Annotated in this window: 10 protein-coding genes; all 10 read left to right on the forward strand. The window is 39.3% G+C overall.

Annotated features, from left to right (window positions below):
- Position 1: 1 nt before the first annotated feature.
- Positions 2-1,075: a LamG-like jellyroll fold domain-containing protein gene (locus ACG94X_RS02455; protein ID WP_419382145.1), complete on the forward strand. Its 1,074-nt coding sequence runs from the start codon at positions 2-4 to the stop codon at positions 1,073-1,075.
- Positions 1,068-4,625, forward strand: a complete 3,558-nt coding sequence (locus ACG94X_RS02460) for a hypothetical protein (RefSeq protein WP_419382146.1) — start codon at positions 1,068-1,070, stop codon at positions 4,623-4,625. The genes ACG94X_RS02455 and ACG94X_RS02460 overlap by 8 nt, the downstream gene beginning before the upstream one ends.
- The gene (locus ACG94X_RS02465; protein WP_419382147.1) at positions 4,619-5,842 is read left to right on the forward strand and encodes a hypothetical protein; all 1,224 of its coding nucleotides are present in this window, start codon (positions 4,619-4,621) and stop codon (positions 5,840-5,842) included. Before ACG94X_RS02460 ends, ACG94X_RS02465 begins: the two co-directional genes overlap by 7 nt.
- Positions 5,843-5,874: 32 nt before the next feature.
- Entirely contained in the window at positions 5,875-6,390 is a 516-nt protein-coding gene (locus tag ACG94X_RS02470; RefSeq protein ID WP_419382148.1) for a hypothetical protein, read from the forward strand.
- Position 6,391: 1 nt separating this feature from the next.
- Positions 6,392-8,974, forward strand: a complete 2,583-nt coding sequence (locus ACG94X_RS02475) for a hypothetical protein (protein ID WP_419382149.1) — start codon at positions 6,392-6,394, stop codon at positions 8,972-8,974.
- Entirely contained in the window at positions 8,967-10,307 is a 1,341-nt protein-coding gene (locus ACG94X_RS02480; RefSeq protein ID WP_419382150.1) for a hypothetical protein, read from the forward strand. Before ACG94X_RS02475 ends, ACG94X_RS02480 begins: the two co-directional genes overlap by 8 nt.
- 2 nt (positions 10,308-10,309) lie before the next feature.
- Complete coding sequence (locus ACG94X_RS02485) at positions 10,310-12,826, forward strand: hypothetical protein (protein ID WP_419382151.1); 2,517 nt, start codon at positions 10,310-10,312, stop codon at positions 12,824-12,826.
- An 18-nt stretch (positions 12,827-12,844) separates the two neighbouring features.
- A complete protein-coding gene (locus ACG94X_RS02490) occupies positions 12,845-13,585 on the forward strand; it encodes a hypothetical protein (protein WP_419382152.1) in 741 nt (246 codons plus the stop codon).
- Between the two features lie 75 nt (positions 13,586-13,660).
- On the forward strand, positions 13,661-15,709 hold the full coding sequence (locus tag ACG94X_RS02495; RefSeq protein WP_419382153.1) for a hypothetical protein: 2,049 nt from the start codon (positions 13,661-13,663) through the stop codon (positions 15,707-15,709).
- A 107-nt stretch (positions 15,710-15,816) separates the two neighbouring features.
- On the forward strand, positions 15,817-23,883 hold the full coding sequence (locus ACG94X_RS02500) for a PLxRFG domain-containing protein (RefSeq protein WP_419382154.1): 8,067 nt from the start codon (positions 15,817-15,819) through the stop codon (positions 23,881-23,883).
- The last annotated feature ends 28 nt before the right edge of the window (positions 23,884-23,911 follow it).

Consider the following 23,911-nt stretch of genomic DNA (forward strand, 5'->3'; position numbering starts at 1 on the left):
AATGGACATTATTATTTTTAATCCGGGCAAATTCCAGTTAGCTAATTTGAGTATTGTTAGATCAATCAAAAGTATAAAAGCGATTGATCTGATTTCTTCTGGTGCAGCAAATAATAAAATCAATCCAAAAGCAATAGAAGAAAAGGGTGGTATCAGAATTGAGTTTGCTCAATTTGGTGATTTTGATTCGTTTGATATTTTACGATCAGCAACCCCTATGCTCGATATGGAGAATTTACCTGATCCGTTAATATCAGGTCTAACGACAATGTATTATTTTGATCAGGAAATAGTTGTCGGTGCTAACTATTACTATCGAGTTGTTGCTCATCGTGGTAGTGATAAAATGGTGAGTGAGCAACTACGTATAACTGTAGGTTTAGATTTTGATGAATATTTGACAAATTTAGAACCTATACATAGTTGGAAATTAAATGAAATTTCAGGAACAGCAGTTATAGATATAGGTATATCACCTGTAAACGGTACTTTTAGTAACACCGCATCTACGGCATTGGTATACCGTGGGAAAGTTTTGAGGAAAGGTCATGAGGGTGCGGCAGGTTTTGCTGTTGGTGCGCCGTCGATATCGCAAGTTAATGTCGTTGCCCCACTGGACTTGCAGCGACTCACACTTAATTCCTTTACATGGTTTGCATGGGTACACCCAACGGCAAATACGGATTACAACTGGATTTTCGCTAATTGGATTAGCTTATCTAGTGGTACAGCAAATATGCGTGCGTCAAGCAGTTATTTCCAATTTCCTCACAATAGTAATAGTTTGTCTTATATATTGCCGCTAAATCGAACCAGTTTTATTGCTGTAGTTTATGATGTAATCAGCCATAGCTATAAATGTTTTATAAACGGTACTTGGTATAATGGGGTGTACAAAGCTCCACCCATATCTGTAGCAACGGCTGCAAGTTTCCAGTTCCCTGCATGCGGTAACTGGAATTATTATGGGATGCGAGGGTACTTATCTGATTTAACTTTTTTTGATAAAGCTCTAAGCAATGATGATTTAGAGTTATTGTATAATTTAGGCTTCCTTGGGGAAGGCAATGGATGATAAATACATACCATTTAATTTTAAAATTCTTAATCAAAATAAAGAAAAGAAATCTGATTTAGGTAAACCATTTAGATTAAAACTCGATTATATACCGGGTGATGATATCCCTGCTGTCACTCAATATGTTGGAGCACTATCTTTTTTATCTTTTGTATATGGCGTTCCAAAACTTGTATTTAATCAGCAAGTAAAACCGATCTCGGTTATAAGTTTTGGTATTGGAACACCACAGGTTCGCAATTTTAATAAACAGGCTTTTGTATTAGGATTTAATTCAAATATATTTGGTACTGCGAAAATATATAACTTACGTCAATACATACGTTTAGTTGGTTATAACACAAATGTATTTGGAACGGCATATCTTCAAGGTGGTGTTAAATATATAAAACCTGTTGGTTTTAATGCAAATATAGTACCTATACCAAAAGCAATTAATACGAGAGCCAATCAATATGCGAATCCCATCGCTATTGTGCCACCTATAATTACAGGCCCTAAAATATCGCCTAGAATGTTGCGACCAACAGGGATTAAAGGTGATAGTTTTGGTCAACCGTTTTTACAGCGTAATCCTAGTCCAAAAGGCTTTGTAAACACAACTTATGGTGTGACATGGATCTCACATAGTCCACGTTATCTTACACCCTCAATAATCAGTGCTTTTGAGTCAGGCTACCTAAAAGTATTTGATCCAACGCAAAAAATATTCTTCAACGGCACTTCCACAATAATTGTGGGTGGTGTATTTGGTGATATTGGAATACGCAACACACGCCGAATTATCAATACACTAGGGATACTTTCTCAGCAATTTAGTGATTGGGCAACAGTTGAAAGCACACGCAGATCAATTGAATCTAAGTCGTTTAATGCTCAATTATTTGGTAACGGTTTTATTCACAATAAAACCCCATCTATTGCTCCACAAGGATTTATTTCGATATCAGGTCTAACCAATATCGATATTGGTTATCGTATTAGAACAGTTAAGCCAAGTGGTTTTTATCTACCCAAACTTGGCATTCACACCCTAACTAAAAGTCCAGAATTAAATCCAAAAGGAATTAACGCACTTGTTATAGGTAATGCGTTTATTTCTAATCGTGTGCGAAATGTTTACGTAGGTATTGGGCGTGAAACATTAGTTTTTGGTGAAACAATCACTTGGCATTATTCACGAAAATTTAATCCTTTAGGCATTAAAGCTGATATTTACGGTGTGCCAAGAATTGAGCATGGTAGTCGCACCTTACTTGCCCAAGGTTCTAATCAAGCGGTCTATGGATATAACGCTTGGTTATCTTTTGCAAAACGCCTCGTGCAACTAGTCTCAATTCCTTATCCAAACATGCCGATTCATCGTGTGGGTGGCACTCAGAGCATTAATCCGCTTGGCTATATTGCAACACTATTCGGCACTCGAATTATTCCAGAAAACCAAGTAGTTTATCCGCAAGGCTTTAGCAATCCATTCGGTTTAACGACTATTGATCTGTGGAAAAAATATTTAAAACCTACTGGATTTCTAACCACAGGACAAGAAGGTGGTCATCGTTTCGGTACACATCATTTTTGGAATCTACGCAAGTACATTGTGCAATTTTATGATGTAGATAGTGGTCTAGTACCGCCAAAATGGACAGGTTGGACTGGTATTGCAAATCGCAATAAAGTAATCGGAGCAATCGGTAATGATGCGAGTCGTGTTGCATCACCATCCATTAATAACAATGCACGACCAATATATCCGTTAGGTATTAATAGCCTTGCAATCAATCGTCCAATGATTGCGGAACGTGTACGACATTTAAAACTGCAAGGATTAGAAGCCACTCATATCAGCGGTTGGCATGTAGTGTATAACGATGCCTTTGTGATTGCCCCACGTGGTATCAATGCACAGGCTTTCGGTGTAAATCAAGTTACCAACAATCGCCGTTATTTCAATCGCAATGGTAATTTTGAAAGTCTTGAAATTGGCAAGCCGATGATTGCGGATCGGATACGCAAGCTGTCTATTGAACAACGCTATTCAATTGCACCGCCATATATCCCAATTCATCGTATTGATTTATACACCCGATATATTGAAGAAGTAGGTCGTTTTGATGACCATCAAGCCTTTGGTAGTCCATCACTCACCATCCATTTTAATATCATTGCACCACGATGGATGTTACGTGATGGTTATGGCTCACCAATAGTTAAGAATCTAACACCTGAGTTGGGTGCACGTGGTCGAAACAGTGAGGAGTTTGGCGATAGTTTGATTCGTTTACAATGGCGACCATTATTACAACAAAGTAGTGAAATGGTACTTTGGGGTAAAACTGAAATTGCGTATAGAGATCGTCAATTTTCAGTATCAGGGTTTACGCATTGGAATATTCCTAGACCAAAAGTGATTAAAACAGGTGTACCGCCTTACTATCCGCAATACATTTGGTTAGATGCAGTAGAAATTGATGGGGAAGAAAATAAAGGCCATGGTATTGAAATACCTAAAAATCAAGTTTCACAACCAATTGTTAAATCGAATGTGATATTTCCTCAAGGGTTTATTGCAACAAGTTTTGGTAGCCATCACACACAATCTAATGGGATTTTAGTTCAACCCGGTTTACAGGAATTGTCTGTAGGTGAACCTTTTGTTGGTCTAAAAAATAGAATGATCACTGTATCTACGATAGGTGATTCACTTTTTGTTTCAAAACCAAGGCTTTCGCCGTGGACGATTTATGCTGTGATGGAAGCCCCGTCACAAGCTCAAGCAAACCACGAGCCTAGAGGTTTGCACTTTGTAAATAGCGACAGTGGCACAAGGCTTCCCGGTGAAGTGTTTGGTCATGTTCGTATTGATTTGAAACATCGCAAGTTGAATGTTGGTATGGGTAAACAAAGCCAATTCAATTCTGGGCATAAGATTGATCTTAGAAAGCGATATATCAATCTGACAGATTTTGGCTTTAGAAGTCAGCGTACAGGTTTTCATGTTGTTGGGCCATTTGATCAACATATCGTTCAGTTTGACGCTGCGGATGGTCAAGGTTTTGGTCAAACATTATTGAAGATCCCTCACACTGGCCCATATTTTATTAAACCAAGCGGTTCACCTTCAATAGTGATGGATAGACCTGTTATTGATTTCTTCAACAGAACTGTGAAAGCTAGTGGTAGAGATCATTTGCAAATGGGTACACGACTGAATGGTGACAAACCTTTCATGTGGCAAGGTTTGCGGATCGGTGAATTAGTATCAGGTAATTATGGCGGTTTTGAAAGCGAAGTATTTGGAAAAACTTTTATCTCGTTAAAAGTTCGTGACCTCATCCTAGAAGGTTTTGAAACTTTTGCCATGGAATATGATTACACCAACTTTAACGATCGTATGCGTGTAATACGCAAAGAGATACCACGACCGAAAATTCACATTAATGTTATAGGGTTTGACGCGACTACCTATGGCGTTCCTAATATCCAGCCAGCAACACAGTATATTCGTCCAGATGGTAATTCAGATCAATTCAGGAAAGGGGCATGGTGATGGTAAAACGATTAGCACCGTTTGTAGGGATAAATAACGTATCAGATGAAGATGCTTTGCAAATTGAAGGCAAAAGCCCAAAACTCTACGTTAAAGATGCAGTGAATGTCGATTTATCAATTAGCGGTAAAATAGCTTTACGGAAAGGATCGGCGCAAGTCACAGCGCATAATTTTAAAAACCTTTGGCAAAGCCCATTGCATAAGGATGTATTTGCCACGCTTGAACATCAAATTGTCAAAGTTGATCCGATTTCTTGGGATTATGAAGTCTTAAAAAGGAATATTAATGATTCAATAGTCTGTTATGAAATCGTCAATAATTTAATTTTCATATCTACGCTTGATGGTATTTTTATATTTAACGGCACATTACTTGAACCGCTTGCAATAGCTACCCCAACAAGCCCAATGGCCTCGACTAATCCACAAGGCGGTCGATTGGGTGGTGGTGAATACACACTCGCCATTGCTTATATGCGTAATGGGATTGAATCAGGATTGTCTGATCATGTGAAATGTAAAATTAACCTTGATGGCAATGGAGATCTACTACAGGGTAGCCTATCTCTAACCCTTCCATATTGCATAGATGAATCAGTAACGCATGTTGTGGTGTATGCAACTTCTCGTAATGGTGCAGAGTTAAAGAAATATCAGGCTTACCCAATAACAACCTATCAAGTCAATATAGATCAGGTCGATGATTTGGGTCGTGCAGCGCAGTTTAGTGGCTTATCACCCATGCCTAGCGGAAAATTTATGAAGTATTGGCAAGGTCGATTATTGACTGCAGATAAGAATGTACTTCGTTTTTCTCAATCCATGGCCTATCACCTACACGATGAACGACATGATTTTGTGATGTTGCCGCAACGAATTACTTTTGTTGAACCTGTAGATAACGGTATATGGATTGGACAAGTAGACCATGTTGTTTTTCTCAGTGGTTTAGAACCCAAAGCCATGCAGTTTGTTAAGAAAACCGCACATGCACCCATTCCCAATACTGCAGTCGAACTGGATGCAGATAGCGTGGGGAGTGAAATTTCTCAAGGTGGTGCTAAGACAGTACTGTGGTTAGCTGAGAATGGCTATGTACTTGGTACTTCATCAGGTCAGGTAATTGAATTACATGCTGGCGTTTTAAAAGGTATATCGGCAAAGTCTGGTAGGTGTGTAGGGTTAGGCAGAAGAATCACAACCATTGTAAGTTAATGCGATACTTTTACTTATGATGGTAACTTGCAATGGAAAAACAACTTAAAGACCAATCCGTACAAGCAGCTGGTGAATATTTTGATCGTGTAAACGGTGGTGAATGGCAACGTATTCCAAACTTGATTGTAAATGAAGGTTTGGCTCATATCTTAAACGTAGCCTTAGGTAGTACACCTAAACCAGCTGGTTATTACATTGCTTTATTTAGTGGGGCAACCGCACCTGCTGCAAACTGGACTGCTGCAAACTTTTCTGCAACAGCAGCTGAAATTGTAAGTTTAACCGAAGGATATACCGCAGCTACACGTCCACAATGGACTCCGATCAATACAACTGGCAACTCAATTGATAATATGACCACAGTGGCATCAGTGACGATTGCTACAGCAACTCAATTGAATGTTACTGGTGCTGCCTTACTTACCAATAGCGTAAAAGGTGGTACAAGTGGTGCATTGGTTTCAGCCACTAAATATGCCGCAACACGAACATTCCAAAATGGTGATGTTTATGAAATCGGCTATCGCTTGTCATTAACCGTCTAAGATGCACTCACCTAAGCCCTATGGGGTATCGGTGCATGGTGGTGAGCTTTCAGATCAAGATAGGTCATTCATTGATCATGAGATTAAAAAGCTCACCAACGATAAAGCCGTATCTAAATTAGACAACATTAAGCGAGTTAAAGACTTGCCTGATGGCGGTTATGTCATTCTGCAAGAGATGGGTGGCATTCTTAAAGCAATGGCTTATAAAGAATCACCGATTAATAATAAATTTGATTTTGATGGAATAGCTAAGCGATATATCCCCATGTTTTACAGCGGGATTATCACCAAGGCGCGAGTATTGCCCGAAGAAGGCGTGGGCATAAAAATAACAGAACAATGTCGCAGACGATTAACCAACTATTCTAATGAAAATTTACCGCCTAAAGAATTGCGCTTAAAGCGTTTTGTGATTAAGCCCAACGATAAGATTGTTCCTGAATTTATCCCTCAGAATAATACAGGTAGTTTGATTACTACACAGTACGTACAACAACGACCAACTTGGTATAGCGGTGCGATGGCAGAAGTCATGCAGATCGTGGGTGGTTATGGCCTACAGAATGTAAAGGCATTAACTGATCTTCCACTAGAACGCGCACAACTTAAAATACCAGAAAAATATATTGAGCGTATTGCTCTTGAATTAGAGGGGATACGTTTACCTGGTTATAACGGTGTTCCACCATTGGATGGCGAGTTTCAATTTGATTACAAATTTCATAAAACCAATGGTGTTACTTTTGATTCTAAAAATCAGCCTTGGCTAACGCGCATAAATTCCAGTGGTGTTTATGCAATGCCAATGCCGATAGTTCCAGCAACTACAACCACAGCATTTCGTGAGTATGTCGAGGATGTTGGTGATGAGGAACTTTTAAACATCCTCAACCGCTTTGGCGGTATGCCAAGCGGTGAGGGCTTTCATACTAGTAATGATTTTGAATCTTGGCGTAGAGCTGGTGTGGTGATTAAGGTTTGCGATAGTGCTGATTTTTATTCAAACATTGCCTACAGCCCTGCATGCGGTTGGAGTTTTAATTTACGTGGTACAGAAGGCTTTAATACCTGTTACAGCTACGGTGATGATGGGATTATAAGAGGGAAGTCATACAAGATTCGACTGGATTTTGGATCGCTTGAAAAGCGTGGTTGGTTAAATCAAGTCAAGACAAAGCCTGAATATGTCAAAGCGATTTCAACATACGTGGCTAAACTTTTTCAGTTACTACCGCTAGGTGAGGAAAAATCTAAAGCCATTATGTATAAATTACGCCGTGTAGATCAGGAGGACGTTTACCAAAGAGCCCTAACCAGCCTATACGATCCTTTAGGCGTGACTTCTAATGATGTGGATTATTGGGATAATTTGGAAGTTACTCCCATTGCAAACTTAAATGGGAATATTGCTCAAGTCGGAATTGGGCCGCTATATCACAATGCAAAGCCTAAATTTCAACCGCAAATTAAGTTCCCAATGGTTGAAATGGGTGGTTGTATTTCTTTTGATTTTGGTTCATTTTCGACCCCCGTGGTAAAACCCAACTGCGATACCATTATGTATGGTTATTATGTTGAAGATAGCTTGAAGGTGGTGAAGTACTTTGCTGATTGGCGGTCTTATATAAAAAAAATTGAAAGTGATTATGAGCCTGTAATGACCGTTGGTTCATGGCAACAAGTAGAAACGACTGGTAGTAGCTCACCGCAAGGGTATTTCTACACCACTGATTTTGATTTTAGAGAAGTATTCTCACCAGTTGTTACGACCACAACAATCAAAGGGACAGATAAGGGTTTTGACAGTAAGCCTTTCTTTTCATTTGATGCCTTTTTTTGGAAGCCAGGAACGATATGGCGCAACAGATACTATACCCATTTAACCAAAAGCAATCGTACTGAGAATGAGGCTATTAACATTGCTATATGTATTCCATACTTAATGCGTAATGCAGCAATTTTAGCAAAGAAAAAGAGTGTAGCGTCTAAGAGTGATTCCGAATCACTTCAACTTTATGCCATGCAAGATCCAACATCATATCGGTATTGGACGTATGATTTTGTGTTTGCCTGGGCTGGTGGTTTGGAGAAAATGACAGGGGTTCCTTACCCAAAAGACGGAAGCCCAGTGTGGGTAGAAATAGAGAATTATAATCCTTCTGAATACTCCGACTTTGCTGATCAAGGCCTTTGGTTGCCTGGACTACCTTATGACGCGACATGGCTTGTTCATCCAAATAAAAACGAATGGCTACATTCGGGTGGTGGTGGCGCACCCAAGATTAAAGAATACAGCGTAACTACACCAAGCAAGGGTAATGTAAACGGTGCGGTACACTTCGATATAAGTGACACGCCAAACCAAGTACACAGTAATGTACCGCATGAATGGTATTTCTACGCATCACCTGATGATGAGGGAAATATCTTCTACCGTGATGCCTGTAAGGTTGTCTTTGGTAATACTGAATATGCCAACATATCTGAAACTGATCAAAATAACCGCCGCTATAAGTGGGGATATTCTAGTTTGGTGGAGGATAAATCCGCATATCACTTTATAGGGGTTATTAATGAGTAACTATCGGGATGATATACAAGAAACCGCAATCGCTGGAAATTCAACTTTCGGCAGAATGAAAACACTTGCTGTAGAAATTGCCAAAATATCAAGTCAATTATTGACCGCTATTTTAATTTCGCACAGTGATGTGGCTATTGCATTCGATCAAGTGACGGATAGCCGCTATCAGGTGGTTTATGAAACAGCCAAGATAAGCGATTCTATTCTAGGGAATAATGCAGCATCACAGCTTATTGCTGAATCAGTAGAAATCAAAGATCAAGACTTATCGCATGTGAAAAGTCGTGTGCTGATTGAAGAAACAGCATTGGCCAGTGTTCAAATTTTGGAAGCAACCAAGGCGATCATCACTGATTCTGTCAAAATTTCAGATCAAATCAGTGATAAAAAGCACAGTCAAAATATTGCTGGCGAAACCTTTAAAGCCAAAGACAGTGTATTGGATCATGCGCTGAAAAACACACAAATAGAAGATAGTTTATCTATCCGCGATTCAGTAAATGACGGTGTATCGAGTTTAATTACTGAAACATTCGGCATTATTGATCAAGTTGTCGACAAACGATCGACTCATTCTCTCACCAGTGAACGAGCAAAAATTACTGACAGCACCTATCGTGTTGCACGTGATCAATGGCAAGACAGTTTAATTGCAAATGATACTTTTACCGATAAATTAAATGTATCGGTTCTGATTTCTGATTCACTTTTAATTTTAGATGAGCTTTTACAAGAACAAAAAATCAAAGAATCTTTAATTGATTCAAGTTTCATTCAAGATTCAGTATCAGATCATCTTATTGCTCAGGATCTCGTTAGCGAATTAATGTTTGCGGAAGACCATGTTATTGATAACTATGCTGCGAGTGGTTTTGCATGGACAGCGAATGTAGATAATTGGGCCATGTCACGCTATCAAGGTTATCAATTTGATGATCTCAGTGTGATTAATAGTGTTCTGTATGGTGTAAATAGTGATGGTGTGCATCGGCTTGATGTGGATGCTCACGTTGATGGCCAAGTTATCACAGGTAAATTGGATTTAGGCAAAGGGCAATTGGTTCACCCTTTAGGAGCTTATCTGGAATATGAACTCTCAGGAAGTGCCAAAAAAATAGAAATTGGCGTAAGTACTACGCAAAGCGGAACACAACAAACCTACTTATATAAATTACCAAGCGAACAAGCCAATCAATTAACCAATGGTCGGGTATTGTTTGGACGAGGGTTACGTGGTCGCCACTTTGCTTTTGAAATCAATATTTCGGGTGAGCATGGTTATGTGAATGACTTAAATATTGATATTGCCTCAACTAAAAGGAGGGTTTAAATATGCAGATCCCTACATTAAATGTTGTTGATGAAGCGATAGAGCAAGTTAATGACAAAATGAGATATTTTGAGGGTAAGTCAAATGCGCTTTTATCCGATCTTTCTGAATCTTTGGCAGATATTGGTAATATCAAAGTTGAAGAAATTCGCGCCCCAATAGATCTACCTAAGCCAGATGCGTCAGGATATGCGCCTTTACCAAGTATTACTGCACCTGAATTCAATGTGCCACAACCAGCACCACCAGTCTTAAATCTTAATATTCAAAAACCAACGGACATGATTGCACCTACGTTTAATGGTTTGAATATTGAAATACCAGAAGCACCGATTTTAAATACTGATTTAAGTACCCCTAATTTTATTCAGGCTTCGGATATTCCGATAATTGATACCAATATCAACCTACCTACCATGCCTGCATTTAATGTGCAAAGTTTTGATGGTGGATTTGTACCGACTAAAATTAACATTGATGACTTACTAAAATCGCTAGATTTAAGTGATTTGGATTTGCCAGCAACACCCGACGCACCGATCATTAATTTACCTGATGCACCAAGTCTTTCGGTAATCACATTACCTGAGCGGCCTGTAATTGATGATCAGGTTGAAATGCCAGAAGCTCCAACAATCGTGCTACCGGATATGGAAGTTTTGGAAGCAATCACGCTACCGAATTTCCAATATGAAGAAATGCCAATATTTGAGGGTATTGCACCAACTCTTGAGGTTGCATTGCCTGATCTAGATGGTGTGATCGGTGATGCTGCAAAAATTGTCAATCAGGATTATCAATCCGCTAATCCTGATAATGCGATCAAGCCATTGGTGCTTGAAATACACTCTTGGTTGGACGGTTCTAATGCTGGTTTAGGTTTACCAGCTGCTGTTGAGCAAGCATTGTTTAATCGTGCGCGTGAACGTGACAGCAACGAAACGGAACGTGCTATTCAAGAAGCGACCGATCAATGGGCTAGTCGTGGTTTTTCGATGCCACCAGGTATGCTACAAAAGCAAATATCGACCATTCGGGATCAAGCTAAATTACGTGCATCTGATTTAAACCGTGATGTACTGATTCAGTCGTTTGATAAGCAGCTTGAACATATCCGATTCTTGACTGAACAAGGCATGGCCTTGGAAAAGATGAAGCAAGATATGTGGTTGGCGTATGTGTCTAACACTATGGAGATGGCGAAACTTAACGTTGATAGCAAGATTAGTATTTTAAATGCTCAAATAAGCTTATTCAACGCTCAAAATACAGCTTTTGAATCATTGGTAACGGTATATAAAACCAAAATTGAAGCCAATATTTCCAAAATCACCGCATACAAAGCGCAAATTGACGCACAAATTGCCATTGGCCAAATCAACCAGCAGCGCGTTGATGTATTTAAGGCCAAAGTCGAAGCGGTATTAACTAATGTTGAAGTGTATAAAGCCTTGGTTCAGGGTGCGACGGCACGTGCAGGGTTAATTCAAACCAAGTTTGATGCTTATAAGTCTGAGGTGCAAGCCTACTCAGAACAAATTAATGCAGAAAAATTAAAAGTTGATGCCTACGATTCACAAGTGAAAGCCGAAACATCTAAGGCGACTATGTATGAATCATTAGCACGTATGTATGCTGCAACCGTAGATGGTATATCTGCCAAAGCTGGTGTAAAAACCAAAGAAGCTGAATTGCGTTTAGAAACAGCACGAGTGCGTATAGCTGAATATTCATCGAATATAGAAGCATATAAGGCTGATATTGATGCCAAGATGGGTGTTGTGCAAAGTAATACTTCTGCATTTAACGCTCAGGTTGAAGCATTTAAGGCTCAAGCCAGTGTTGAGACGACCAAGATCACAGCCCAAGCCAGCATGATTGATTCTTCAGCACGAACCAAAATTGCGTTTGCAGATGCACAAGCCAAGTTTGCAGAAATGCGAATGCGAGTGGGGATTACAAATGGTGAATCATTAGCACGTTTTGCGGATATGAAATCTCGTACAGCGATTGCAGTATCGGAAGCGCATTCACGTTATGCTGATTTATCGTTGCGTACAACCATTGCCAATTCAGACGTATATAACAAATACATTGAATCGCAAAGTCGTGTCAGTATTTCAAATGCAGATATGCAAGCACGTTATGCCGATATGAATGCACGTACTAATATTGCGTTTGCAGAAACACATTCACGTTATGTTGATATGAACTTGCGTACTGCGGTCGCTAATGCTGAAACTCAAGTCCGTTATACTGATATGAACGTGCGTACCAATATTGCTTATGCTGAAATGCAAATGAAGGAATATGAAGCGCAAATGCAGAATGCGATTCAAAAAGCACAACTGGCTTTAGAAGCTGCAAAATCAGTAGGGCAATACACCTCACAATTGGCGGCTGGTGCCATGTCAGCCATGCATGTGTCTGCAAGTATCAGTGGTAGCGGTTCGAGTTCAATTGGTTATAGTGCATCTGAAAGTATAGGTACAAGTACGAGTCATAATTATAGTTATTAACAAAAGTTGAAATACCTTATGAAAAATACATTAAACTTTTTAAAAGAATACTTAAGTGTAATTTTAATAGTACCGACAATTATTGGTGGTTTATATCAATTAATAAATATTATTTATAATGTTGGATTCTCATATGTACGGTACTTTTCTGTTGCACAAGTTATTCCAGATGGATTGCTGGTTGGAATATTTATTCTCTATATATTGTTGATTGTTATAGTAATTACTGAGTTACTTAGAGTTTTTAGTATAAGTCTTGATGAAATGGGAGGAGTAAAGACAAAATCATTATTAATATTCATGCTTTTAGGTATTTTGGCTTTATTGTCGTGGCGTTTTATGACATTTAATCCTGATTCCAATGTTGGGGCTATATTGGGTGATTTTGGTTGGCTAAATGCAATTATTATATGTGTTTATTCAATTACTATGTTGGTAATTAATTTAAGTATAACAAACGATTATAAGGTAACAAAGTTTATATATTGGGTTGCTTTAACCTTATACGTCATTTTTTTTGTATATCAATTTGACAGTAAGATTGTTGATTTAAATAACAATATAATAAAGGATGAAAGTTTTTATAATCCTAATATTTTAATCAATAAAATGATCCTCAAGAAACCTAAAGCTGATATTAATTTTCTTTATGCGAACAGGGACTATCTATTCTTTAGTATTGAAGAGAACGGTTATAAACAAATTCTTGTTGAAGATGCAAAAAAATTAACCTCTTTAGAAGATAAGAAAGAGGATTAGTAAAATCCCTGTAAGTCTAACGCCTACAGTTCATTTTGATTAACCATACATGATATATATATTGGAATAAGTGTCATGTACGGCTTAAAAAATAAATCAGGTCAAAAAGATAAAGGGTTGATTCGAGGTGCAGGCACAGGCACATCGGACGACATTAAAAAGACCATTCCAAGTGGTTCGTACATCATGCCAAAGGATTCAACCGATGCGATCGGGGAGGAAAACCTAGCACGACTAGGCCAGCCCACAGACGTTAATCTCAGTAACGGTGAGTTCCAACTCACGCCTGACCAAGTTCATTCGGTGGGTGTGCAAGCCTTGGAACAAATGAAAGGGCAAACCCATACCCCTATTGATCAGCCACAACTAGGAATTAAGTCAGGAACAAAACAACCTGAGTTATTTTTTGCTAATGGTGGATTGGTCAGCCCCTATCCTTCAGCAGATGATATTCGTAAAGCTCGCCGTGGAACCAATGTCCCTTCTGCTGCTCATGCACAAGAGTTTATGGGGAAACAAGCCACAGCTACACAAGGCGGCCCAATTCAGCCACGTGGCCAAACATTTGAAGGGCAAGCACGTAATGTATCGGGGAATGCAGCATCGACAGTCCGACCAGCTGCGCCAGGTCTACCAGCCCCACCAACACCGCCAGCAAGCGGTGGATTTCTTGCCAATGCTGGAAGTAAAGTACTCGGAGCCGCCAAAGGTTTAGGTGTATTTCATGGTATCGGTTCTATGGTTGGTGGTGCCGTAGAGGGTTTTAATACTTCTACTGAGGACTATGCAACACGTATGGGCCTAGATCCTAATGCGGATCGAGGGGAGTTGGCTAATTTTGGTATTCGTGCAGCTGGTGTGCTTTCTGACGTAGGCAACAAAGCCACATTTGGCATGCTAGGTAATCGCTTTGATGATAAGAATCTTAATCAAGCCAAAGGGAATCTTGCGGAACAGCAACAACGATTTGCAGTAATTAATGCACAACGTAGTAAATCAGCAACACAAGCACCACCAGTGAACAGTGCACCTATAGATATGCAGCAACAGATGAATGATGCGCTGTATGGTCAAGATACGCCACAAGGTAAACCACAAGCATCTGCACCTAGTAATGATCCATATAAAATTAATCAGCAAGGAAATAGCTTTAGTTACGCCAATCCAAGTTCGGCAGCACAGGCACGTGCATCCGGCGTACCTGAAACACAGTCTACTGGTATTAAAGGCGTTGCAAATGATCCTAAAGGTGTTGCTAATTTTATGGCCAACACACGTGAAATGGGTGCATCTCAAGAGCAGATTGATCGAGCAGTTCAGCAATCTATGAACAGTGGTCAAGGCTTTGGGATTCAGTACCCAAGTCGACCGACTCGCACCGATGAGCAAGAGGCGGAACGAAAAAATGTGCTTCAACAAATTTCGGCACCAATTCAGGGCGCACGTGGAATGACCTCAAACCAACGTGCACAATTGATGGAGATGCAGACTGGTGAAGATACTCGCGCAACCACGATGTATAACACCGATGCCAATAATGCAACCAGTCAGTCTAATAATACGGCAAATAACGCTGCGAGTATTGCTCAGACTGGTATGCGTGAACAAGGTTCTAATGATCGTGCTGTACTGGGTGAAAATGGTCAAAACACACGTTATGGCTTAGGCTTACAGCAAGATCGTGAGAAGTTTAATCGTGAAATGAGTTTGACTGAAACTAAAGAAGGCTTTGGGGTTCGTAATGCAGCACGTGTTGAAAAACTCAATGAAATGTACGACAAAGCAGAAACTGACGAGCAACGTCAATCTATCCAGCAACGTATTAACCGCTTAACAGGTGCCAAAGATCAAAGCGGTAAAGATCGCTATATGACAGTTGGTGGTGGACAAGAGTACAACCAAGAGCAAGGCGTGATGATTAACCGTCCACAACAGATTTTTGACACACAAACAGGTCGTATGTTGAATATGGATGGTACGCCTGTAGGCGGTAATTCGGAGACAATTAATAAAGATTTTGATTCTAGTAAGTTTAAAGATGGTTCGGTATATCAATCACCAAGTACGGGGGAATACTTCCGCTGGGATGCAAAATCACAACGACAAATACCTGTACAGCAATAATTTAAGAAGTGGGATTTCCCCCACTTTTGACAAGCCTGTAAGGTTATCAGTCCTCAATGTCATGAGCTCATAATGATTATATGCGTATATGAATTTATGAGTATTACATGGCGAATAATAACGAAACCACTATTGAAAACCCTTTTAATACTGGTGATGTAAATAAGAAAAAAGAGAAGTCACCACAACCGCAACCGAATTATGCTGAACTTGTTGAGGTAGGGAACGCGCAACCTGACTATGCCGAACTTGTTGAAGTTAAAAAAGGTGTAGGCGGTCAAATTAAAGACTTGGGTGTTTCTCTTGCGGCTGGTGGTGCGTCCTTGCCAGATCTCGCCATTGGTATTGGCGATCTCTATAGTGGTGGTCGTGCAGGTAAAGCCATTGAAGATTCAGGAATTTATACGCCCGGTTCGGGGCGTGACTATTGGCGTGATAAGAAAACCATTAATTCTAAATCTCAAGGTCAGCAGTTTGATGCTGCTGAAGGCATTATTGAGAAAACTAAAGTCGCTTTAACTAATCCAAGTCTGATTACCAATGCTATTGGTGAATCACTTGCGCCTATGGCTGCTGGTGGTTTAGTTGGTCGTGGTATCAATGTTGCATCAAAAGGCAAAATCGGTGCAGCTGCGGCTGGTGCGATTGGTGAAGGTGTTGTGATGGGCGGTTCTCAAGCTGAGAACATTCGCCAAGAAACGCATGATGGTTTGCTTACAGATGGTCAGATCGGTGCCGCAATGGCGACTGGAGTGGCTGGTTCTGCTTTTGGTTATTTGGGTGGTCGTATTGCTCAAAAACTTGGCTTTGATGATATTGATAACATGATGGCCAACGGTGTGAGATCTGATGCCGTCCAAGAAGCTGCCAAAAACATACCAATTACCAGTATTCCTAAAAAGATTCTTCAAGGTGCAATCAGCGAAGGTATCTTGGAAGAATTACCACAGTCTGTATCCGAGCAAGCTTTACAAAATATTGCATTGGGTAAGCCGTGGAATGAAAACCTAGATGATGCAATCGTTATGGGTACGTTGGCTGGTATGGCAATGGGTGGTGGTATCAATGCTTACACATCATCAAAAGAATATCTAGGACAAGAGCGCAAGGATGAACCGCAAGAAAGCACCAATCCTGATTTACCAATGCTACCTGGTGGGAATGCTGCGCTTGAAGGTGAGTTTATTCCTGGTGATCGAGGTCAACCGACAACGGATGCTCAAGGTCGTGCTACCTATGAATATGATCAATTCTCTACCGATGCAGAAAATCGACTTGAATTTGGCAATAACAATAATCCTGATGCGTTTACAGGAATTAATTCAGAAAATAACCCTACTGGACCTGATAGCCCCCTTGCACCAAATGGAACTTATTATGATGCACCTTTGGTTGACGCTCCACCAAAACCATCTGAACAATTAGGTATTAATCCTAATGATGGACCTATGTCCAATGCAGCAGCTTTAGCAGTGGATAGTGGTGCTTCTGCAATTACACATGAGCAAAACCAAAGTGCTGCCCTGAATGAATCGCAAAATACACAACAGCAAATGAATGATGCACCATTGAACAATGATGCTCAAAGTGTAAATACAGATTCATCCACAACGTATTCCAACACCACAGCCCAAGCAATTCAGCATGGTATGGGTGAAATTGCCAAAGGGGCACAGGAAGCTGCGTTGGAAAATACAATTCAGCGACTTGAAAAAGATGGAGAAGTAACGCTTTTTAAAAAGGATTCGATTGCTCAGGCTTTGGGTGATGAAAATTACAATGTCCGACAGAATGAGGATGGTTCGGCTTCTATTATAGGTGTACGAAACCCTGCAACCAATGAGTGGCATGGTCTTGGTAATGTAGATGCAGGGCAGACGACAGTACTTGAAAATCAAAAAAAAAGTGATGTATCTAATCGGATTATTTCTTTGCAACAGCAATTGGAAGAAGCTAGAACCGTTCCTGAAAAGGCAAAGATTAATAAAGAAATTAATGCACTTCAACAAATCAGTACAAAATCACAGGGAGTAAATTCAAATGATATTCAAACTGCAGAAGGAATTGAACATAGCACTTCGAAATTACCAACTTCAGCAAGAGTTGACTCAACATCAACAGAAAGTCCATCAACAATTAATGCAGAAAATATTCAATCACCCCCACAAAACCCATCCAATTTACCCCTTAAAGTAAATAATGATGCTGTATTGGGGGAAGATATTCGTCTGGCTCAAAGCACAGACAAACCAAGTGCAACAGAAAATATAATTTCAGCTTCGGAAAATAGTATTTCCAACAGTAGAAATAGTATTTTTGAAGCTCAAAATAATATTGATAAAATTCAAAGTAAAGACAGTGAAATCCAAACTAGTGAAGATAAATCCAATCTAAGATCTGAAATAAATAATCAATCACAGATTTCATCACTTGAAACACAGTTGGCCAATGAAAAAAGTGTGATTAAAAAAGTCCGTTTGCGTAAGCAAATCGCTGAACTACAGAAAGATAACCCTGTTGATCAAGCAGCACATGCGGCAGCAACGAGTATTCAGAATGATTTGCCTGAACCTACACAGGCGCAGATTGAAGCAGGCAACTATAAGAAAGGTCATATTAAAGTTCATGGTTTAGATATTGCCGTTGAGAATCCACGTGGTTCAGAACGCCGTGGTACTGATCCCGATGGTAACGAGTGGTCGCATACCATGAGTGACCATTATGGGTACATCAAGCGAACCACTGGTGCAGATCAAGAAAATATAGATACTTATGTCGGCAAAAATCATGATTCAGATAAGGTCTTTGTGGTTGATCAGATTGATCAAGGCACGAATGGTTTTGATGAGCATAAGGTAATGCTTGGCTTTGACAGCCAAGAAGAAGCCGTAGCTGCATATCAATCGAATTTCGATAATGGTTGGAAGGTTGGTGCGGTCAATGAAATGACCAGAGATCAGTTTAAAGAATGGCTTAAAAATTCTGATACCACTAAACCGGCTGCAACCAAAAACTTAAAAGATAGTATTGAAAATATACGTGCTGAAAAAATCAGACAAAAAAATATTAATGATTTACATGGTGGCGTTTATGGCAATGCTTCAATGCAAGAGCTTGAAAATTCATTAAATCTTCTTTCAAAAAGAATCCAAAAAAATCATGAATTAAGCATTGGTGAAGTGACAAATGGTAAAAGAAGTACACGTAAGGCGGTTGCATCCGGTGCGGTTGATAATTTTCGTAAACAAAAAATGGATTTAGAAGCGTATATAAAAGCAAGAAAAAGTGGTGAAGTTAAGCAAAAAAAAACTGATCAAAATGATAAAAATGAAGGGAAAGATATTAATGATTTTTCCCGAGATCGGTTAGATCCTGATGAGAAACGCAAAGGTATTTCACCAATTGAAACCACATTTAACCCTTTATCAATCACTGGTGCTACTCGTAGAGTCCTTTCTGTTCTTCAGCATCTCAAACTGCCCACTACACAAGATATGTCGATTAGTGGTCGTATCAATATTGGTCGTATTAGCTTGAAGTCTAGCTTTAGTGTTCAAGTCGTTTCGAGCTTTGATGGACTTCCTTCGGAAATACAAAATGATGCTACCTACCAAGATGAGAATGGTAAAACCCAAAATTATGACGTAAGCGGTGTTTGGCATGATGGCACACTCTATGTAGTTGCTGACCAAGTTTATGGAGATAGCACAAAACAGCTTACTACATTTGATGCTTATGAGGAATTATTAGCACATGAAATCATTGGGCATTTTGGTGTTCAGCAGATATTCGGCAGTGAGTATAAGTCCAAGTTACAGCAACTTTTTAATGCACTTGGTGGGCTTGATGGCATTCGTAAAATAGCCAAAAAGAATGGCGTGGATATGCCGCAATTTGAGAGTTCATATATTCAGCCATATACTCAAGGCGCAAAAGATAAAATTTATTCTGAATCTGATGTGCAACAAGCCTTGGTTGGAGAATTATTTGCTTTTATTGCTCAAAACCAAAGTAAACAACCATTTGTTCGCCAAAAAATAAAAGAAGTGATTGGTTTTATTCGTCAATGGTTCCGTGAACGTGGTTTTGATAAATTTTTATCACGCTATAACGATACTGATTTAATGATGTTTATAGCTGAAGCACGTAAAGCTGTAGTAGATCAAAGTTACTTTGGAAAATATAAGAATCAAAAAATTTCAAGCAAGGATTATTTAGACACCCCTTTATACAGTCGTCGTAGTGAAAGTAAAAAAAGTTCAACGATCCAACTAGTTCGTGATGTGTTGGTCGCACGATTCGGTGAAGATGTAGTCAGTGAACTTGAACGGCAGGGTAAGCTTGAAATTATTCAGGATTATGATGTTGAAGGCGTTGAGGGTTTTTATTACAACGGAAAAGCTGTACTTGTTGCATCAAATCTGACCAAAGAAAGTGCAGTACCAACATTCTTACATGAATTGGGTGGTCATGGTGGCTTCCAAAACATGATGAGTGAAAAACAATATCAGGAATTGATGCGTCAGTTTGATAAATTGGTTGAACAAGGCAATCCTATTGCTATGGCAGCTAAATTACTTGCAGAACGTGAGCAAGGTACAACGCGTCAAAAACTTGAGTATCTTCCTTATCTACTGACGCTTTCATCAACCATGCAACAGCGCAATGTGATTCAACGTAATGCATTGCAAAAATTAATCAACAATATAGTTGCGTATGTAAAAGCATGGGCATTTGATCGTTTAGGTATAAATCTTAATTTGAATCCTGATGATATTTTAGCTTTGTCAGAACGCATGGTTAAGCAAATTAAGCACCAATCATCATTGGACTTAATTCGCCAAAAATATCAAGGTACAAGTCAATGGATGACTGCACCTAATGGTGCAAATACTCATTTATCAGAACAGCAATGGCTACAGGTTCGTACCCCTGAATTTAAGAAATGGTTCGGTGATTGGGAAAATGATACTAAAAATTCTTCACAGGTATTGGATGAAAATGGGGAACCTAAGGTTGTATATCATGGTACTGCTACAGAGTTTAATGAATTTAAGCAAGGTCATGGCTTATTAGGTGATGGTATTTATTTGACTGATAGTTTTGATACAGCAGATATGTACGCCAATATTCGTGGAAATAATGGTTTTGTATTACCTTTATTTGTGAATATTCGCAGTGCATTTAAAACGTCAGGCAATGTATCTCGTGACAAGATTGTTGATGCTACTCGTTCAGGTAAATACCAGGGAGTAGTTCATCAATTTGATAATCAAGAATATATCGTTGCCCTTGAGTCTAACCAAATGAAAATGGCTGAGGGTAATACAACATTCAATAGTGCAAGTGCTGATATACGTTTTAGTCGTAGTTCTAACTATGAAGATATTACCAATCGTATTGCTAATGGGTTTAAAAATTTACCAAAAGCAGGAGATTTGATTAATAAAGCAGGAGATTTAATTAATAAAAAAGGAGTCGATTGGTTGTCAATGGGGTTAGGTCTTTTGAGTCGTCGGCACTTAACTGAGGTTTACGGAAAATTATTACCGCAGTTAAACAAATATAATGAACTTGCTGCTCAAATGGATGCTGATAAAAATGATATTGCAGCAGATGCAGATAATATTGTGCGTGAGTGGTCTAAATTAAAGGATGAGGAAGCTTTAGCAAATGTAATGCATGATGCAACTTTAGCTCAAATTGACCCTGCTAAAGCATACCAACAGGGCGATAATAAAGTTAAATATCAACAATTGCTTCATGCTTATAATAATTTATCCCCTGAAGCTAAAGCAATGTATAAAAAGGCTCGAAATGCCTATAGTGGGCATTATTCCAAAGTCCGTGAAGCGATTAGAGAGCGTATTTTACGATCAGCGTTAAGCAGCCAGAAAAAAGCCGATTTACTAAAAAATATCGAAGGTTCTTTTGGTCAAATTAAAGGTGTTTACTTCCCTTTAGCTCGATTTGGTCAATATGTAGTGGTGATGCGTAATCAGAATGGACAGGCTGAGGTTATTAGTCGTGCTGAAACTAACAATGAAGCTGAATCTATACGTTCTGAATTAATGAAAAAATACCCACAATATAAAGCTGATGACGTGAAAAAAGATGCAGAGTTTAGTGCAAGTCGTGACAGTGTTGGTCGTGGATTCATGTCTGACCTTTTCGATGAAGTTGGAAATTTAGGTTTAGATAAAAAAGCTCAAGCAGATTTTGAAGATACCTTGAGTCAATTATACCTATCATCAATGCCTGATTTGTCTTGGGCGAAACATGGTATTCACAGAAAAGGTACTGCTGGATTCAGCCAAGATGCTCGTCGTGCGTTTGCTCAACATATGTTTAGTGGTGCAAATTATTTAGGAAAATTACGCTATGGGGATCAGTTGGCTCAACAGCTTGATGAAATGAAAAAATATTCTAATGAACAGTTCAATAAAGGTGTTGGATATGATCAGCGTTCAGCTCAAAGCGTCATTGATGAAATGGAAAAAAGGCATGAACTTCTCATGAACCCAAAAGGGAATCCAATATCTAGTGTCCTTACAAGTGTTGGTTTCATGTACTACATGGGTTTATCACCTGCAGCTGCCATGGTCAATTTGTCACAAACTGCATTAATAGCCTATCCATTAATGGGGGCGAAGTGGAACTATGATAAAGCTGGTAAAGAGCTACTTAAAGCATCATCTGATTTTGCCAAAGGTGTTGAATTTAACGTACCTGATTTCTCAAGCCTAGAGAGTTTTAAAAATAGTATTGGTGATGTTTATAGTCCAAATATAGATAAGGTCATAAAAGGTCTTGAGTTAGATGCTTATAATGAAGCTGTAAAACGAGGTGTTATTGATGTTACTCAGGCACATGATTTAGCCGGTATAGCCCAAGGGGAAGATAGCAAGGTAATGTGGTATTTCCGACCTGCAATGCGTTTGGCAAGTGGCATGTTTCATCATGCAGAGCGTTTTAACCGTGAAGTAACATTTATTGCTGCTTATCGTTTGGCAACAAAAGCTGGAGCTACCCAAACAGAAGCATTTGAACAGGCTATGGACATGGTTTATAGGGGGCATTTTGATTATTCAACAGGAAACAGAGCACGTTTTATGCAAGGTAATATTGCAAAAGTAGTTTTACTGTTTAAACAATATGCACAGAATATGATTTATACCTTGGTACGCAATGCTCATCAGTCAATTTATGCACTCGACCCAAAAGATCAAAAAGAAGCTCGACGTGCTTTAGCAGGTATTTTAGGTATGCATGCTTTAGCTGCTGGTGCAATTGGTTTACCAATTACAGGTATGCTTGCCACAGCCTCTATTCTCATAGCAAAGAAAAGCAAACTTGGAGCAGCTGCATTTGGTATTACAGCCGTAGCTGCTTTTGCATCAGGTGGCGATGACGATGATCCGTATAAATTAGAAAATGTGATTCGTAATTGGTTAAGTGATATTCATCCTAAATTTGCGGATCTAGTTTTTGGTGGTGTACCTCGTGCATTCAGTCCAGTGGATTTGTCAGGTCGTGTTGGTTTAAATAACTTAATTTTTCCTGATGTTCAGGATGGGCTTGAGGGTGCCGATTGGGCAAAAGCAATGCAATCTGCATTACTTGGGCCTGTTGTTGGGATTAGCACAAATGCAGTTAAAGGTATGCAAGAAATAAACAATGGTGATTATGGTCGAGGTATAGAAACTATGTTGCCTGTTGCTCTTAAAAATGCCATGAAGTCTTATCGATTTTCAAATGAAGGCGTACTCACTAAAAATAAGGATGTCATTCAAGAGGAAGTAGGTGCTGTCGGACTATTTTCACAGGCTATAGGGTTTTCTCCATCAGATGTTAAGACTTCTATGGAGGGGCGATCTGCCATTTATGACTATAAAACTAAGTTGGAAAATCATCGTAAGGATTTAATGCGCCAATGGGTCGTGGCAAAAAGAGATGATGACAGTGAGGGTATGGATAAGGCGTGGGCTGAGATTTTGGAATTTAACAAAAAAACCAATGAGAAAAACCCAAGCATGCGGATTAAGCGCATCAACTTAATGCAAAGCTATAAGTCTAATGAGCGTAGGGCAAAAGATACAGGTGATGGAGGGGTTTATCTCACTAAGCGTCAGAAAGGGGCTGAAGAACAGGGGGGATTTGCTTTTAATCGTTAAAAAATAATTAAAGAAGTCTATGATCACT

This window comes from Acinetobacter psychrotolerans (assembly GCF_048552595.1).
Lineage (GTDB): Bacteria > Pseudomonadota > Gammaproteobacteria > Pseudomonadales > Moraxellaceae > Acinetobacter.